This window comes from Anaplasma platys (assembly GCF_012790675.1).
Classification (GTDB): Bacteria; Pseudomonadota; Alphaproteobacteria; order Rickettsiales; family Anaplasmataceae; genus Anaplasma; species Anaplasma platys.
Genome location: NZ_CP046391.1, coordinates 860,414 through 878,890 on the forward strand (window position 1 = coordinate 860,414; position 18,477 = coordinate 878,890).

11 protein-coding genes are annotated in these 18,477 nt (G+C 45.4%); 8 read left to right on the forward strand and 3 right to left on the reverse strand.

Going from position 1 to position 18,477, the window contains the following annotated elements; genetic code table 11:
* The first annotated feature begins 161 nt into the window (after positions 1–161).
* The 4 genes from ANPL_RS03315 (at position 162) to ANPL_RS03330 (ending at position 9,816) form a co-directional block, all read left to right on the forward strand.
* Positions 162–1,667 (forward strand): hypothetical protein, encoded by a 1,506-nt coding sequence (locus ANPL_RS03315; protein WP_169193339.1) that lies wholly within the window; start codon positions 162–164, stop codon positions 1,665–1,667.
* 549 nt (positions 1,668–2,216) lie between these two features.
* Entirely contained in the window at positions 2,217–4,118 is a 1,902-nt protein-coding gene (locus ANPL_RS03320; protein WP_169193340.1) for a hypothetical protein, read from the forward strand.
* Between the two features lie 797 nt (positions 4,119–4,915).
* A complete protein-coding gene (locus ANPL_RS03325) occupies positions 4,916–6,757 on the forward strand; it encodes a hypothetical protein (RefSeq protein ID WP_169193341.1) in 1,842 nt (613 codons plus the stop codon).
* A gap of 605 nt (positions 6,758–7,362) precedes the next feature.
* On the forward strand, positions 7,363–9,816 hold the full coding sequence (locus tag ANPL_RS03330) for a hypothetical protein (RefSeq protein WP_169193342.1): 2,454 nt from the start codon (positions 7,363–7,365) through the stop codon (positions 9,814–9,816).
* Between the two features lie 2,428 nt (positions 9,817–12,244).
* Here ANPL_RS03330 and ANPL_RS03335 read toward each other — a convergent pair.
* Positions 12,245–12,424 (reverse strand): hypothetical protein, encoded by a 180-nt coding sequence (locus ANPL_RS03335; RefSeq protein ID WP_169193343.1) that lies wholly within the window; start codon positions 12,422–12,424, stop codon positions 12,245–12,247.
* Between the two features lie 710 nt (positions 12,425–13,134).
* Here ANPL_RS03335 and ANPL_RS03340 point away from each other — a divergent pair.
* The 3 genes from ANPL_RS03340 to ANPL_RS03350 all read left to right on the forward strand — a co-directional run bounded on the left by ANPL_RS03340 (position 13,135) and on the right by ANPL_RS03350 (position 16,568).
* Positions 13,135–14,052: a hypothetical protein gene (locus ANPL_RS03340; protein ID WP_169193344.1), complete on the forward strand. Its 918-nt coding sequence runs from the start codon at positions 13,135–13,137 to the stop codon at positions 14,050–14,052.
* 471 nt (positions 14,053–14,523) lie between these two features.
* Entirely contained in the window at positions 14,524–15,378 is an 855-nt protein-coding gene (locus ANPL_RS03345; RefSeq protein WP_169193345.1) for a hypothetical protein, read from the forward strand.
* Between the two features lie 650 nt (positions 15,379–16,028).
* A complete protein-coding gene (locus ANPL_RS03350; RefSeq protein WP_169193346.1) occupies positions 16,029–16,568 on the forward strand; it encodes a hypothetical protein in 540 nt (179 codons plus the stop codon).
* A gap of 40 nt (positions 16,569–16,608) precedes the next feature.
* On the opposite strand, the gene ANPL_RS03355 is transcribed toward ANPL_RS03350, so the two are convergent.
* Entirely contained in the window at positions 16,609–17,106 is a 498-nt protein-coding gene (locus tag ANPL_RS03355) for a disulfide bond formation protein B (protein ID WP_338022646.1), read from the reverse strand.
* A gap of 105 nt (positions 17,107–17,211) precedes the next feature.
* Entirely contained in the window at positions 17,212–17,931 is a 720-nt protein-coding gene (locus ANPL_RS03360) for a phosphatidylglycerophosphatase (protein ID WP_169193347.1), read from the reverse strand.
* 156 nt (positions 17,932–18,087) lie between these two features.
* Between ANPL_RS03360 and rpmG the strand changes: the two genes are divergently transcribed.
* Positions 18,088–18,258, forward strand: coding sequence for a 50S ribosomal protein L33 (gene rpmG / locus ANPL_RS03365; RefSeq protein WP_169193348.1), 171 nt, complete (start codon positions 18,088–18,090; stop codon positions 18,256–18,258).
* The last annotated feature ends 219 nt before the right edge of the window (positions 18,259–18,477 follow it).

Here is an 18,477-nt window from a genome sequence, read left to right on the forward strand (position 1 = left end):
ATGAGCCAAATCATCTGCCTAGCAGGCTTTGTGTGAACTTCCTATTGGATAGCAACCCGCTTTAAAGACCAAGAGTCCCGTTCCTACATCACAACGTAATAACGCAGAAGTGCGCTTTCGAAAAAAATATTGGAGCTCGGCAATGTTGGAGGAAAAAACATATGACGTCAGAAAATACTACAGACACAAATCCCGTTAACACAAAATCTCGGATAAGAACAATTTTTGAAGGCATATTCGAGTCTTCGAAAACAAAAAACCTCTATAGCTCTCTTCCTTCTATCTCGCAAATTCGTGCGCCAACTTTGCAAGCGTTTTGGGACAGAATGCGCAGTATAGACGCTGTGGACGCTATACGTAGCACACACATAAGAAATGTGCGCTCGGGTAGAGATACATTCAATGATATATTCAGAGTAAATTTTGCCTTAAATGACAGAAAAGCACCATTAATAGCAGGCGGGGTCCACGGGCTTCTCGCAACCGTGCCAGAAGCTGAACGTGAAAGCAAATTCCCGCGACAACAGTTATGCGAGTATATGGGAATCACGGAGGATCAATACAAAGAAATAGATTCTAATGGCTATAGAAGAGATGTTTTCTACGTATTTCTTTCGCTGTTTGAGGATGCTAAGAGTAGTGACACTGGTGGAAATTTGCACACACCACACATGCTGCTTATCGAAGAATTAGTCACTACACTCAATGCAGGATGCGTCTGCGGGTTCCCATATGGTGAAATAGCAGAGGTAACCAAAGACTCAATAATCAACATGAACGTGCAAGAGGAGCCAAACGGAAGCCGGGCAGCGTCATACAAAGCCACGGTAACCTGCACTGAACCAAACAGAATATCAGTTGCTGCTACTTTACGAACATCCGCATGGCTGTCGTTGGGAGTAGAAACGCATCTTTCCTACGACATTACCCTAAATGACGACAAAACTATTTCATACCAAAACGTACACACAACGGCCGCTTTTCAAGGCATAGACAGGATGCGATCACATGCCCTGTTTGAGGATCACCTTAAAAATCCTTCAAGCAGCTATAGCCTCCAACAGGATCCTCCACAAATTTATCCCGTAAGACAAGGTCTTATTCTGGCAACTCCGTTGAAAGGTAAAACCTTCACTGTGGCGTCTATGCTTTCGAGCTCTCCACAAACAGTAACACCTCCCGAGACTGATATATCTTCTCAACCTGAAGCTCAGGAAGCCCGAGAATCCGGAGCAAATACTGCTCTCCCCACATCTTCACAAGAACCCGACACAAGCAGCGCTCCTGAGGAAAGTCAACGTAGTAGCGAGCAACAGGCTAATAGCAGCACTATTTGGGAAAGAATACACAACTTCTGCATCGCAATCTTTCGCTATATAAAAGGACTTTTCAGCTCGACCAAAGTCTCCACAAGTGCTAATGCCGCTGAGGAAGTGCATGAAAAACTGGTTACTTTTTCCGATCGGAGGACATCTTCAGCACCGGGAATCTCTGCATTAAGACACTCTGCCGCAGAGAGAAGCGCTCAAGGACCTCAGCAGCAACCCAACCAACAGCGCACGACTACTGACTTAGCCACCGGCACTGATGGGCTTCCTGGCAGTCAGGTATCCTCAGTTCACGTACGTGCAGCCGCGCAGGGCTCTTCTAGATCGCATGAGCGCTAACATAAACTGCAACGCCCCAGCCAGCCGCAAGACTACTTCTTCAGTTATAGGTCCGCACACCGGATATACAGAAATAAGCCACATAGGTGAAGAATCATGCCCATTCCACAAACAGCTGCATACCAGGGGCAAATTTCCTCACCTGGGCTTTTGCCCCTCGTATATACGTATGAGTTTGTTTTATGAGACAAAGATCCATGGAGCATTTATGCCTCATACCATTACTATGCTCTGCTTTAAAGACTTCCCCAGTACTGACAGACTTATTTGCAACTAAAAGATTCACAACCTACTAGTTGTTTAAACTTCCTGCCAAATATATTCCTGCACAAATTAATAAAAATATTAACTCAATTATTGACTAGCATGTTTAAGAATGAAACACTCAGCCCGATAACGGAGAATGCATGATGCCCTCTAGCGTTTGTGTTTTTCGAGTACACGTACTAGGCTCTAGTTTACTTGTGCACCCTGGTAACTGTCAGGAATTAATCGTTAGTTTCTTGAAAAAGACAAAAGTGATCTGGAGCTGCGCTCTCCTTTGAGAGCATGAGGGTAATTTGCGAGTACTTTCACTCTACTACGCTACCAACAGATACAGAGAAGATCATGATAAAAAGAAAAACAACATTTGATACACAAAAACCCACTGAAAAGCCTGGATACACAGTAGGATATAGAGAAGCGCCCCCAAGCTCTTCCGCAGCTATCGAGCAGCAACGCCTCGGCGCACTTAGAAACTTTTGGGCAGTAATGCGTAACGTTCGTATAATGGACGATGTGCGTCGCGCACGTAGTCAAGATGCCTTGAGTGGTAAAACAACATTCGACGATTTGTCCATACCAGGAATATTTCTAAACGGGGTTCCGGTATCGGGAGACGTGATACAGTCGGCACAAGCCCCAGCTCTTGCTAACGCATTGCCAGAAAACGCAAAACAACTTCATGAGGAACACCTGTGGGAAATCTGTAACCAAACTGGCATCACAGAGCAACAGTATGATGAAATAGATGTTGAGCATAAAAGGAGGGATCTATACTCAAGGTTTCATGCCATTTTTACCGACAAAATGCTGAGTGATTGTTGGGCTAATGGCGTTCCAGAACCGCTATTGCTCGAGGAGTTGATCACAACTCTTAACCGGAATTGCATTGCAAATTCCCCATTTATTTATGCGGCATTCGCGACATGGGAAGGTTCTGCAAGTACAGTTGATGCGGCACCTAATGCCATAGGAAAAAGCAACATTTCGGTAAGGTGTGTCACGCCTCACAGAGTTAAGGTGGAAATATCGCTCAAACAACAACATCTAACTGGTGTTGCGGAAGGACAAGTGGGGTATACGCTCGAGACAAAAGCAGTAAGTCCTGGGAAAAAGGTTATCTCATATCAGAATATGCACACAACCATTATATTTATGGGTACTGATGCAGACCTTTCCGCTAAAACACTCGAAGAATTCCGCCGCGATCCTAACAATAGCTACCACCTTTCGGGTAATCCACCAAACGTTTATCCTGGAAAAGAAGGACTGGTATTTCGAGCTGACATTGCAGGATTCTATCTTGACATCAAATCTATGCTATCTACAGACCCTGTTATGGAATTCGTACCGTTACCGAGTGCTATAAAGCCACAAACCGCAGTTACAAGGACACATAACAGAACACCTTCAACCCTTAGCACAATACCTGGCTCAATGTTTGCATCAGACACCGGGTCGGTGAGGCCGAAAACTAACACACAAATCCCACAAAAAACCTCTTTCTTGGGCCATGACGATCGCGAAGCTAGTGCCAGTAGCGGCCCGTGCTCTATTAGGGAAACGCATGAAACAGTGGTCCTCACCTCAGCGGGAAGAAACACCAGGAGCAATTCGCAAGAACAGTCCACTGCTCTTCAATCCACCAACGCAAATCCTACTGCTCGTGCAACACACGATTCACTAAACGGAAACACGAGACGTAACCAACAAAAACATAACAATGTGACTCCTGTCACCAATGCAAATTATGCTGATCATAGTGCAACGGGGCAAAGTAGCGGCAATGTGGCTGATGCAATGGAAAGTGATATAAGAAGTCACGAGGACTCCTGCTCTATATGGAATACAATACGCGAATTCTTTACTCAGGTCGGTCGCGTAGTGCAGCAACTCCTTGTCGCACTAAGAAATCTACTGTTTGGGTGTTGCATAAACGGGAAGGGAAACCTTTCTCAATCACCTGGATCTAACACTTCGTCAGACAATGACTTGGCACAGTCGGATTCAGCGCAACAACGTTCTCCCACCGGTGTTCAGGAATTTCCTGATCGGCAACGCGCAGCTCCTGAAAGGAAGAGCGTGCACACCACAGCATCCCCGAGTAGTAACGCATTATCTGTGAACATAAGTCCCGCTGTTAGCTCCAGTAATGCCCAGGATCATAGCTCCGTAAGTGCACACTAAACCAGCAAAGCGTCACCATCACCTACTCATAATTGCCCTGTGCTTATAGTTATCTCTAATCGGGTACAGGGCCTGCAAAACCCCCACAAAAGCGATTACCTCCAAGCCGCTAAAACTAACACCTGCTTATAAGTTCAACACAAAAACAGAAGAAACCCCCGAGGCCAGCACCTATATTGTATGAGAAGAATTACTTCAAGTGAAACACCTTAAGGTTATATCCCGGAGCACGTAACCACAAAACATATATAAACCGGGAGCCCAAAGTGTAGTCCTAGTAGTACAGACCCCATTTAACCTTGAATAAATCTAGGTTCCACTCCAGCTACACAGTTATACCAAAACTATGCACGTAGCCAAAAATTAGCTCACGTAACTAAAAGGCGCATAGATTGAGTTTAGCGAGTCACCCAGTATAGGGCTCATAGACAACATGACTCACATATAAGCAACGATGTGTATATAAAACTGCTGCTAACGCTCCTTAAAGATTTGTTTTATTATATAAATTAATGAAAATATTTACTCATTTCTTGACTACTGTGCTAAAGAGTGAAACACTGGCTTAACTAATAGAAAATGCGCAGCGGTCGCTTGTGTTGTCGCTTTCAAATACCCGATTAAAGTGTACGCGTTCATCTATATAACCCGGCAAGTATTAAATTGTTAATGCCTAGTTTTAAGATGAGTTGGAATTTGCTTCAAAGAACATATCGTCGCGTTTTTCCATCCGTGCGGCAAGTGAATTACCTGCTATGCATATTCTCAATAGTTATCCGAAAGATCTTATGTTATGGATGAAGAGAATTTTAACTATGCCAGTACACACATCTGATACCCCTTCTGACGAAGGCTTTGAAATACTAAAAACGCAAGACTTTAACACAGCAGAATATTGGAGGTCCCGGAGAACTGAATCCGTAAAGCAATTTAACGACAGCATGCGCGATGTAGACGCGGTGCATGAAATTCACGGCACTCTTATCAAAGATGTTAGCTCAGGAAAAAACACTTTCAGTGATTTATTCCGGGCAAACATTCACCTTAACGGCTTACCATGCCGGACTGTTGGGAGAGGCCTTTATGAAGCATCAACCGTAGAAGAACGGGAAACAATTTTCCCTCGGCAGCAGATAAGCCGACTTTTGGGGATCACTGAACAACAGTATCGTACGATAGACACTGCAGAAAAAAGGAGGGATGTTTTCTTTGTTTTGCACTCATTATTTGAAAAAGCAGTGAATGATGCCACCTCTACGGAGCAACTTCATGTGCCTCATATGCTGCTGCTCGAGGAATTAACCACAACTCTACACCAAGGTGGTGTGACAGGGTTTCCGCTGCTGAAAGTGCTGCAAGCTGCACACAAAGAAGAGGAGTTTATCAGCGATAAGCCACGCATGGATCGCTCTACACCGGATAGTAAAGAAATTACGTTGATGTGCACAGAGCCGAATAAAGTGAGCGTGCACGCGAAATGCTGGACTCCAAAATGGCTTGGTGGAGGCGTAACAACCATTCTACAGTATGACATATCATTCCTTCCAAGAGAAGGCAACCTGCCCGAACGCATTTTATATGACGGGTTAAAAGTACTAGTTGCGTTTCCTGGAACCGCTGAAGGACACACTACACCACACTCTGAAGCACATCTACTCGAAAGCATGAATTCAGGAGTTCCTGGCGGAATACTAAATATTGCCGAAGAATCCAATTTCAAATATCCAGACACTGGCTTCTCGGTAGTAGCAAACTTCAGCTGCAAGGCCTTTACTGTACCATCTATGCTTTTGCCAACCTTTCACGAGATTCCGATAGTACCGTCAATCAATCCTCAATCGGCATTGAGTTCGGCCGAAGGAGATGCTGAAGCTCAGGCAACAGAGAGACAAACTCCTGCCTCAACAAATACTGAATCAGCAGCAGGGAATGCTTCTGCACCGGAACAACTCATATCCGAAACAATGCAGAACGTAGCCCACTCTGCAGAGTCTGTGGTGACAGATTTCATTACTGACTCTGGCCACGTTGCAGCAAGTAACTCGTCAGCAGAAAGCCAAAATATTGCCGAACAAGAGAGGCCTATATCCGCACCTGCCACTCAAATCACTGGAACGGGTTGTGTGGAAACAGTTCACTCTGACGAACAAACACCTGACTTAGAAATTCTCTCACAGGAGAGGCAAAGTATCGCTGCTGCGGAACGGACTGCAAGTCTTGAATCCAGTGACCCTGTCACTGAATCCTTGGGACAAGAAACCGCTACCAGTGGTGAAGAACAAACTAACAACCGTACATTTTGGGATAAAGTGCGTGAATTCTTTTCCGGCATTGGCCACAGCATCCAAAGGTTTTTCTCTTCAGTCAAAAACCTGTTCTGTAGCTGCGCTACCGACGAGCAAATACATGAAGAGGACTATTACAGGCTATATGAAAGTTCTGCCGGCAAAATGCCAGAAACTCCTTTTAATCCACTTGATGCAATGCTAGAGACCCCCACTAAACCACAGCAGCAACTCAGGTCAGAACACTTGGCTACAGAAGCTGCAAATAGGACTGGTGATGTACCTAGCACTACTGCAGCATATGCAGATGTCAGCCCTGTAGGAAATGGCTCATCCACACTGCACCGTGGCTAAGCGGCACTAATCTGCAAGACCCATGCCTGATATCATTTCCCAGTCCCAGGCGTGGGTCTCCTAACTCACACAAATCCCCCCCCCCTCTTCATTAAACAGCTCTAGCTCATATCAAACTGAAACCTAGATCACTGCATCTATATGAGATCAGAATTAGCAACTGACTGGGACTCACGCACACACCGTTGGAACTCAAAAAACAGCCAAACCGTCTCAACACAGCCACGATTTTGCTCCAAAACCTTGCCAACTCTATGACATGACGCCAACATAGTCTTGTTTTTTCGCCATACAAACACCCATGCTATTACTAATGTCACCTCAAAAGCATCACCAACACTACACTAAAGCACTTCTCACGTTTGTTTTAAGCATGACCGACTAATTTCTGAAATATAACAATAAATAGTTCATATCTACACCTATAACCAAATTTTTTTCCAGTATTATCCCACAATTCTAGCGATACTTTATGTTTCTTCTTGCAATTATTTGACTATATGGTGTAGAATTGAGAACACGCGGTGGTAGCAGGTGGATATTGAGGTCCATTCCTGCCAGTTCCTGACCACACAGCATTCCATCACAACAATCTTGGTTTCTCAATGTCGCAAAAGTATAGATTCTGGGCCAGTCCCGCGAAGGATGGGGGTGCACTGACTAATACGACTACCCGTCTTTCCTCGTTGATTACGAATGCGCTTGAAGGCGTAGCTGAGGGTATTTACGGCTCTTCAAGGTCTTCGTACAATTCGCTACGGCATACTGTAAAGCTCACGATGCGCGGAGGCGTCGCTGCTGCGTGCTTGGGTCAATCAGTGCATGACGCTATCACCAGAGATGTTGTACCCGCAGCGCAGAACTTGTACCTCAGGGGACATTCCGTTACTTGTTCTTTGTATACCGTCTTCGCTCTGACTGCCGCTTTGCTTGCAGCGGTCGTAGTAACTACTACGTACATGACCGCGGTGATCACGTATGGCATGGGCGTTGTTATATTGGAGTGTGCACTTTCGATGTTAGCCCAAGTGAGCACCGCAACCTTGGGGGCGATGCACAATATACAACGGCTTTCGTCCGCTGTGTATAAAGAGGAAATATCGGGAATACGTTCACACACAGCGAGTTCGCTGCCTTTAGAACAAAGAGTAAGCGATAGAACTGTGGAAGGGACAGCACCTACCACCAAGGATAACATGTTCGGTAAGCAGGCGGCGAGATTTCCACCGAGAGCTAGCGTTCCTGCAGCTGTTTTTGCAGCAGTGATACGTATGATAATACCGATTGTCGTTGCTGCTTTAGCGATTCCGCTTGTACCGCTAGTGGCGACGGTATACGCGTTCATTGCCGGATATGATTTATACATAGAAAGGAGAGAGCTGGCCCGTGCCCGCGGCGGCAGTAAGCGAGCTCGTCTTGACGCCGACGCTGCCGCGCTTGGGCCCAATAACGATGGCCACTACGAGCACATAGACGTCGGTGATGACACACACCAAAATTTCGAGGAACAGCTTATGTATCTACGCACATCGCCAAATTACAACAAAGAAAGTAATACAAGTAGCACTAACTCGTCAACGTCTTCTGAGCAAGTCAAAGCAGAGAATAAGGGTCTGAAATCATATTTTTCTGTAACACCAAGTTTGAGAAAACTTATGGAGTTCAGAACAAGCGCGAAAAGTGCTTCTACAAGTAGCTTAAGCGAAAGTTCAGACTCAGGTCACGTTAAGAACGCAGCGAAAATTATTAACAGTGGAGGATTAACTAACAACACTTTTGCAAAGGCGCGCCAAAGAGGTAAACGCGTACCACCGCCTCGCCCTCCGCTACCTAAGACGCCTTCAAGCAGCAGTCCATCCGGCGATAGTATAGAATTACAAATGATGAATACTGATGCGAGCATGTCTTCTGGAACAAGCTCAACAAAAGCTACTCCACGTGCTATAAGTGCAAAAAAGATAGTAGAACTGGGTGCGCAGGCGCAGCGGGGCATTGTAGAAAACCAAGGAAGCGTAACTGCTTCTGTCTCTAGTCTGGAAAGTACGAAACCTCAAAGACCGGCTCCTAAGGTACCTGCTGGGAACACAACTCCATCTCCAGCACAGGATATAGCTGCCACTCAAGTACGTCCCAGCAGGCCCCCTATACCTAAAGGATCTTCTGTTATCGAAGCTGCTAAGGCGGCTGGGCGTATGTCATCTTCTGCATCTAAGGGGCACGACAGCTCTTCAGTCGCTTCCTTGTTTTCGGATGCTAGGAAATCCATACTGAGTATCAGTTCACGAATGTGGAACTTTGAAAGCACACAAGCGGCAAAAAGCGTTGATACTTCCGGGAAAGATCCTGTTTCTGTCTCCGCAAAAACCGCTGCTATGGGGAGGAACGCGTCAGTTACACAGGTTACTGAGGGAGTTCCTGTCGCCTCTGCAGTAGCTGCTGCAGGTAGGAAGGCTACAGGATCCTCTAAGCCACCAAGGCCCGCAGCTCGCGTGAGGGCTGCTGAGGTAAGTGGGGAACGTGCCGTATATGAAAATACAGGTGTAGTTCAAAGAGCCAATGCGGAGGATTCGTCACGTGATGTCAAACCTGCGGCAGCTAACAGCTCCTTTCTACTGAGATCTAGTGCTGTAACTCAAGGCAGTGGCGTGGTAGAATTGAAGCCTATAAAGGCTTATGCGGCTCATGTTTCACAAGTTACAGCAGGGCCTATAGTAGCGAGTGCTAAGCAGTTATTTGAGAAGGGGGCAACGCCTCCTGCTGTGGATACCGCAGCGAAAATAAAACCTGCTGCACCCATCCATCATGCTCAAGCTGCTGCAGCACATGCGGATTCTGCTGACCAGAAGCATGGTAAATCTGTGGCAGAGACCAGAAGGCAGTTCATACAGCAAGATGCTGAGCAGGAAGCACAAACTCCGATGAAGCCTAACAGGCAGGCTCCCCAACCTCCAGCTCATGCCCCTTCTAGTACGCAAGCATCACAACCGCGAAGTGTGGTTGCTACGCCTACTGTGGCGGAAATTGGCGCCACTGAAGCACAAAAAGGGCGCAGTATCTAAGACTGCGCATTTCCAAGAAGTATTTCCCGTTTTGCGTTAGAGATAACCGAAGCGGGAAGCCTCCCTGCGGGGAATACAATACAAGCCGCCATGAGCTTGTAGCGCGGCGACAGTGCATGGAACTACATAGAGTATTGACCAGAGAAAAACTCACTATCCTCACCAACGCCGCCAGAGCTATTTCCGATTGCTTGCGATATAACAAGCCGCTAACGTAGTTTCGACAATCTCGTGCACCATGCCTATGAGGAGTTTAAAGACTCCTTCCCTGTCCCAGCGACAAAAAGGTCATTACTATCTGTAGCAGCTATGACATAACAAAATGTTGTGTGTTACTCCAGCATATAGAAATTTATTGACGCATGTGGAACTTCCCATGTACTTCTCCTCAGAAAAGCAAAGAATACACACCGTTTCTCCGTATGCGTAAAGACCGCAGCATTTTTCTTCAGTACATATTCTTACCGCACCATGAGTAAGAGCCAGAACTGTTAACAGCATCCGTAAGCTACAAGTTTACTCCGTAGACAACGTAAAGTGGTAAGGGTAACTCAACCTAATCAGCTCGTTGAAAAGTGTTATTTCTCCAACCATGTCATCTACCAAGCTCTGTAAATCTGCAACACGATCTTGCTTTGTATCCCATTATTCGTAATTAATCCGCATGCCAGCCCAACACTTGGTCCATCTCAATATCGGGCAATCACAATAAGTTAGCAATGCATACGGAAAATACAGCACAAACACATGATCCGTCTGCAGCTAAGTAGAATTTCTACTCGACCTCTACTACGTGAATCTCCATCATAGGCAGATTCCACCAGCTACAGCGCAACTGCACTCTGCCCTCGTAGATACTGCATAAGCTAAATAGTTCGCCCTAAAAATGAACTGGCAAAACAGATTTCGGCATAATTGCATGCAAAATTCACGGTACTAACAAACAAAATTCGTCCATACAGTGGGGCCTTATTGCACACAGAACAATCTACCTCAGATGCCAAACTACCATCACCCAAAGCTTTTTTGACCAATTCACAACTGCCACACAAACCTGCGAGCCACTGCTGTCATGTAGCAGCCCGCTCGCCACTATACCTTACTAAATGCTGTACAGCCGCTCTGGCTTTATGCATAAAATGCGGCAATAGAAGGAAACTATGCAACATGCAATGTTGAGCCACTTATGCTTTTCGCCAGGCAATCACTGAGATTGCTGCTTCAACCAGTCAGTGTTTCTTTCATGTTCGGACAAGGGGAAAGCTGCGTCTTGGGTGCAGCTGCACGGCACACATCGTAACATCCCATAAAACCATTCGTGCGCAACAAGCAGGGTTTTTTCATAGCACCATCTTCCCCCCCCCATTCCCCTAACCACCGGGTGCCTAGCTATTTTACGTCCCCAAAATCACCTCCTACACACATCCACTCTGGAGAACATAGCTTCATGGATTTTTCCACCACGTGTGACATGAATCACGCCTCGTAAGCGCGCTCATAAGGCATAAAATCAAAGCTAGTGCTTCAAATAAAGAAAACCGTTCACGGCACAGGAGTAAACGGTGCACCACGATAAGTCCTTTAAATATACGGAGAGGAAAACTCTAGCCATGAAAACATAGCACCCAAAACACGCAGTTTTAGCAACTGCCATGCACGGGATAAAAACAGAGACAACTCATTACTATCATCCAACTGGTGATTAGGAAAACCCACCAGCGTTTTACTTTGACCGATTGTTGATGCAATGCAAATTATAAAACCACAAATGTTGAGCAAGCCCTAGTGCGCCTAACGAACACGCCAGCGATTTCCCTTCACAGTATTAACATCACAGTAAATTCCCTATCAATCAATTAGGTTTTGTCCATATCCCAGAACGTTAGAAAATGCATGTGCATCACAAATGTGTTGAAATATGCGCTTGTTTGTGTACGATCGACCCGTATGGTATCCGGGCTTTAGAAGGGTTGTTTTTTATTCACCTCTAGTTACGATTCCCGGGGCTTACGCAAAAAGTTCCCAGATTTCGGTAGACCGCGGCTCTGTGTTGCGGGTGACTCGGTTTGCTTGGTGGCATTGGTCGTAGCTGGGTTTGTCTCGTTTCGCATTAATAACAGAGGTACCTCGAGAAGCCTAGATAACGTACGCAGATCGGTGTTTTTGTACTATGGCGGGGGCAGAGCATGAATCCTATCATTATGTACGCTGCCATAGGGTTGTTAGTTGGCGTTGTGCTAGAAGTACTTATAAGCCTAGGAATGCTTTTAGTTGCTACTTTCGTCTGTATAAGAACAAAAATACAAAACTTACTGCAAAGTATGTGCAACAAGAAAAGTGAGAGGCAAATCATGAACAATCCAGACTATTCAGAAGGCACTACCCGTTGCCAGCAAAGCGCTAACAGAGAGAGTCAATCAAAAAATACCTACAGCAATAAAGTGCTCCTAGGGGTTCTAGTAGCATGTATGCTGGCAGCTATCATAGCACAGGTTGTCACTGGAGACTTTGCGTTTGCGGCAACAGTAGCCATATTATCTATGGCTCCTATACTAGTTTTCACATGTCTGTCATACCTTATAAATGTTACCAGCAAATCTGAAGCCACTCTGGGGTCACCACGTAACAGCCGTACAGCTTCGGCTTACACAGAACGGCAAGCAGGCCCTACTATATGTTACCCAGTGCAACTCACTGACAGACAGCATCGTCAAAACGCATGTGCGTCGCAGTGTTACGCCCCTTCATCTCCCTCAGCACCTCCTCAAGATTACACACAAAATGCCACGTATATCCCGGCAACATATCACAGGCATACTACTGATCCATATTATTCACAACACATATCCTCACCTGCCTACTTGCAAAGTCACCTAACGCCTAGCTGTGGTAATATTCACGTATCCGGCAGTGGAGAATCTAATATCCAGCATCGCAACAGTTTGTGTTCAACATTACCTGCCAGCACTATGGCCGGAACACATGTAGAAGAAGCTACCGTACATTATCACTCATCTGGCTCTTGTGAGCACTTTAGGTAAATATTAAGGTGTTAGCACAGAAGAACACACAGGTTTCCACCGGAAGCAGTCATCGTTGACACCCGCAAAACGCAATGAAACTCCTCGTTGCTCGCTACTGGTATTTACACATGTTGCAAATAAGTTGCATAATTAATATATATTGCAGAAGGGAGAAAATAGTGACAAAATAGACACATCATTTACTGATGCCCATTGCGTTCAATACGAACCTAACTGTCGAAATTTTCGCGCCCACTACGCGAATAGTGCTTAGTTAATTTACCGGTTATTAAATATGGATCAAAGCTTGGGCGCAATGCGCTATATCGAACTACACAATACCCAAGTGGTGAATATTTGGAAGACAATGACTGCAAAGATTGTCAAAGGCCTTATATCCGGAAGTAAAGGCACAGCATCGAGTGTTGTTGTCCATCAAGCGGAACTGTCAGCTTTCCTGGCCACAAAAGGAGCTAACATCGATGTTGCTTGCTACAACTTCGATGAAAAACTGCAGAACCTGACACGATATAATTTGCTAAACAAAATAATAAGGCTACCTGCTTGGGTGTTGGCTTTTGCTCTAATCTGCCCCATGTCGCTTGCCGCCCTTATGTCAGTTATAACTCTAACTACATACTTCATGTTCCTGGAAACTGTTGGAATATACGTTATTGCGCTTGGTAAAGCATTGAAGGAGGTGGGAAATGTTGTTAAGTCTGTGACAACAGCGATCCACACAGCATCTAGAGACGGAATTGAAAAATTCCTATCAGAGAGACACCGAAGGAGTGGAAATACTGATCAATACGAAGAGGAATTAGAGAATAGTACTAATCAAAAAAACGAGTTTGTTGCGATGGCTCTGGCCTATACCGTTGCAGGTGCGACAGCAACATTAATGGTATGTGTTATATTCCCTATAGCACTGTTGTCTGCGTTAGCTAGTTTTATCCCCGTTGCATATATGTGCAACAAAAGTGCAAAATTTCGTGACAAAGTGGTAGATGCTCTGGTACTTGACATATCTTATAATAACGTCAAATCAGTTGAGGATTTGGTGCACATGCCACAAGTTAGTAGGTCCTGCAGGGATTATGTCAAATGTCAACTTTCTAGCGATCTAGAGAAAATGTCCGCAGAGTACCTGGGAGAACTGCACAGAAACGTTCGACAACATCGTTTGGCCGCTTATAGTAGCAGAAACGCGTAAATTGTTTGTAACAGTCAGCGAAACAGCAGTTAGCCCCCAGTGCCAAAAACCAAACGTGCATAGGGGCTAACGCCGCGGTCATGCGTCTGCGCGTACGTAAAGCACCAAAACCCAATTCTCTTTTCTATGAAATCCCAACATCTATTCCAGCGCTACTATGACACTTCACGCACACCACATAAGGGTGTAAAATCTCCCCTGTTTTTCCATACGGATCCAGCCTGGCTCGGTAGGATATAGGCTGGTCTTCTGGAGTAGCGAGGCAGTATGGATCCAGAGCGACTGAGCAAAGAATGCGCCGAAACGCCTTCGAAACTGTTTAGACCACATGTGGACGCCGCGTATTTTATCGTGCGTGCAACATACTTTTCGACAGTATACTTCGTGCATGTGGTAGCTCAACACTCAGAGCCAATTGTTACCCGCACTTACAACATGTGTCTCAACTCTCTTAGGACCATGTATAAAACTATGCCTTTTTCGCAGCAGGATTACGGTATTGAGCTGCTGGAGATGGCAAGCTCACTAGACAACAGGTCCAATGCTTACAAAGCAAGATTACGAAAAACAGTATCTAAGGTCGCTTTTTTTCTGAAACGCTCAATGGAACTCTTATTTGTGAGAATTCCAGCAGTGTTTGTTTCCTGCGCTCTTTTTGCAACAGCGCGCATAATATCCACCGCCCTGCACTTAGTCGTAGCCTGTTGTTCAGCTGTATTACTCTTTTTGTTTTTTACTTTGAGCACTGTGTACGGCAACGTTGCTTTTGTTATCAGAAATTTCCATAAACAATCTAAAGAACTGCACGAAAACAACATAGCTACAGAGTTCCTTAGATCATGCGGAGTGCGGCCAGAAGAGGATGTAAATGACTACTTCGGCAACGAACTCAGGAAAAACCTGCTTACAAACAATGAAAACTTGTGTTATAAACCCCGAAAATTCTCACTGGTAAAAGCATCTCTGAAGTACTGTGCGCTGCAAGCTGCAAGTTATGTGTTCACAGGTGCTGCTAGCTTGCTATTATTCACTGTGTGGATACCCTTCGCCATGGTGTTTCCTGTAGTTTCAATAATTATTGCCATTCCCACGTTTGCATTTAGTGCACTTAGTAGCAGGTGCACTAACGTTACTGGTGTTATGGATGCTGCGCAGCAGGCATTTGGGACTGATACAACCATCGAGCCCTTGTTTACAGACCGCCGTGAAAATCAAGAACATTACGAATCCATTGGGGAACCAGGCGTACGTATGGGTCCACAAACATATATGGACCTATCCGGAGCAAGTGGCTTTCGTCAAAGGTCACCGTCCAGCAGACACTGACTGCACATTGACATCCTCTGGATGAGTTGTTCTAGAAGGAGCTTGCTACCTGAAACCCGGCAAAAATCCCCATGCCACATTACCTGGAGTAATTAGCTAAGATTATTCCGCACACTAGAGTATCCCAACTGCCAGGGATAACAAGCTACACACTCCATGCCATAATTATAAACTCGCCCCAAGAATAAAATATGCATCACTGACACAGAAACGACTTCACCTTGACACACGCATCTGACCTTTGCAACAGAATATGTACTTGATGGAATAAAGTCTTCCACGCACGGTGACAAAAATACCACGCCGATCCGTAGTCTCTATGGTAACTCCTAACTTGAACCCCATGTTGATATAACTAAAATTCGCATTCCTGTACTACGTCCATAAAATCATGGCTCAGAGATCGCAAACCGCAACATAAGCCAATAACCCATAGATAACGTATACGCCCCGCATCATCCACTGCTCTGACCCCTTGCATTAAAAGCAGCAATGATAGCCTGGAAAACCACTTATAAAGCCTGAGATCACAATTTATTTATGCGGCATTCGCGACATGGGAAGGTTCTGCAAGTACAGTTGATGCGGCACCTAATGCCATAGGAAAAAGCAACATTTCGGTAAGGTGTGTCACGCCTCACAGAGTTAAGGTGGAAATATCGCTCAAACAACAACATCTAACTGGTGTTGCGGAAGGACAAGTGGGGTATACGCTCGAGACAAAAGCAGTAAGTCCTGGGAAAAAGGTTATCTCATATCAGAATATGCACACAACCATTATATTTATGGGTACTGATGCAGACCTTTCCGCTAAAACACTCGAAGAATTCCGCCGCGATCCTAACAATAGCTACCACCTTTCGGGTAATCCACCAAACGTTTATCCTGGAAAAGAAGGACTGGTATTTCGAGCTGACATTGCAGGATTCTATCTTGACATCAAATCTATGCTATCTACAGACCCTGTTATGGAATTCGTACCGTTACCGAGTGCTATAAAGCCACAAACCGCAGTTACAAGGACACATAACAGAACACCTTCAACCCTTAGCACAATACCTGGCTCAATGTTTGCATCAGACACCGGGTCGGTGAGGCCGAAAACTAACACACAAATCCCACAAAAAACCTCTTTCTTGGGCCATGACGATCGCGAAGCTAGTGCCAGTAGCGGCCCTGCAACATTATAGCCAGCGACTAATTTTAACACAGACAAGCACAACCAGCCTTCTAATCTTCTGAATCCCGCGCTTTTTTGAAACAAAACAGCCCCACTGCTATACAAACGAGGGAATATACTGCGTTCCATCCCGACAGCGATAACCCCAAAAACACAAAGCTAGGCACTTTACAGGAAATGACAGGCCCACCGGATAGTAAGCTTGATTTTATATCCGAAAAGCTTGTGCCTGCGCTTAAATCCCCAGCACACTTGAAGAAATCAGTAAACCAACCATATTCCAACCCTGCATGATAAACAGAAAGCAAAATTCCTGCAGTGTAGCTGGCAATTATCACAAAGAACGAGACCTTTGAGCCCTTGCAAATTGTTATAAGCGCCGGAATTAGCGCAACAAAATACGGAATTCTCTCGAACAAACATAGTTTGCACGGCATCAAACCAAACACATATTGCGCAACATAAGCTATACACAGAGCAACAACACTGCTACAAAGAAAAAACGTACCGCATCGCTTCATTATGTTCTCTTCAATACAACTACCCATCAAGTAGATAAAAACGCAGTCTTACAAACGTATGAACCCCCCGTGACACCAAAAACAGCACCCTCGGGTTAACTCATCAGAAAGCATTTAGCATCTGAGCGATCATCATGCCACCCCAGTGAATGCGAGGTACAATACGGCCTGACCGTACTTTATAGCACTAGTCACCTGTAATCCCAAGAATACAAACGCTATTATGTACATGGCAATCGCCGAGTACAACGCGAGCACCGCCCCTTCAGACATTACGGAAACGCAATTGTTATACCTGAGCTGCAACGTGGACATGGGCCACGGTTTTATGACGATAACCAAATTAAAAAACACAAAGGGTATCACAAAAAACACCGTAAAGTTCATGAAGTAATTGAACCAAATGGGACACATAAATATCCCAATGCAAACTTTATTGTACAAGTAGATCACGCCTTCGTATATCGTCACCACAGCAGGCATAGATACAGCAGCTGTAAGTAACTGACCAAACGCTATCTGAATAACAACCGCATCTCCCAGGCTCTCCCCCGAGCCACGCTCGTTGTTGTATATGAACATGGAGACCACACCCAAAACTAGCAATCCCAGTGCCACTTGTAGAAAAAAGGGCGCTATTATCAACCCACTGTTGAATGCAGCTCCAGCAAGAGACGGCGGAGACCCCTGAACAATATAGCATGACACGTGAGTTACGATGAGCACTAACAGAGAAGCCCAGTGCTCTTGCCAAGCCGGAAGGTAGCCCACCCCAAGAAACGTATTTACCAACCTCACAGGCAGTATGGCGCTTACCAGCTTTAAAACAAGTCTAAAAAGAGACCCCAACATAACCTACAGATCAAAAACGCCAAGACCCCCTGGGATCCAGACCACCGTGTCCTAAATACCTATTACAAGCTGGATGTCAACCGTTTTTACCAAACTCCTTGACCTTGAGCGCTCAAACCAGTAGAATCCCTGTATTTCGTGTTTGGGGCATTCTAAGTGGCTAAGAAAGGTGCTACTCTGTTGGTGAAGCTGGTGAGCAGTGCAGACACGGGCTATTTCTACGTCAAGAAGCGCGATCCCAAGAAGTTGGTTCAGAAGCTGTCTTTTCGTAAGTATGACCCTGTAGCGCGGCGGCATGTTTTGTTCAAAGAAGAAAAGCTGAGATAGTTATCTGCTGTAGGTCTCTTTTGTAGGTCTCTTTACATCGGGGCTTGGTGTGCTCGAGGGGTCGCTGTGGCCTTTGTGTTGGGTTATGTGTTGTTTTGCTCGCGAGGTCGTGTGTCTTGCGGTCCAGCGCTCTTTGTAAACAGATTACCCCCGGGTTAGTCTTGTATGGTCTTCAGCATGATAAAGCTGGAGATAGGAGTGCTGAATGCACAGAAGAAG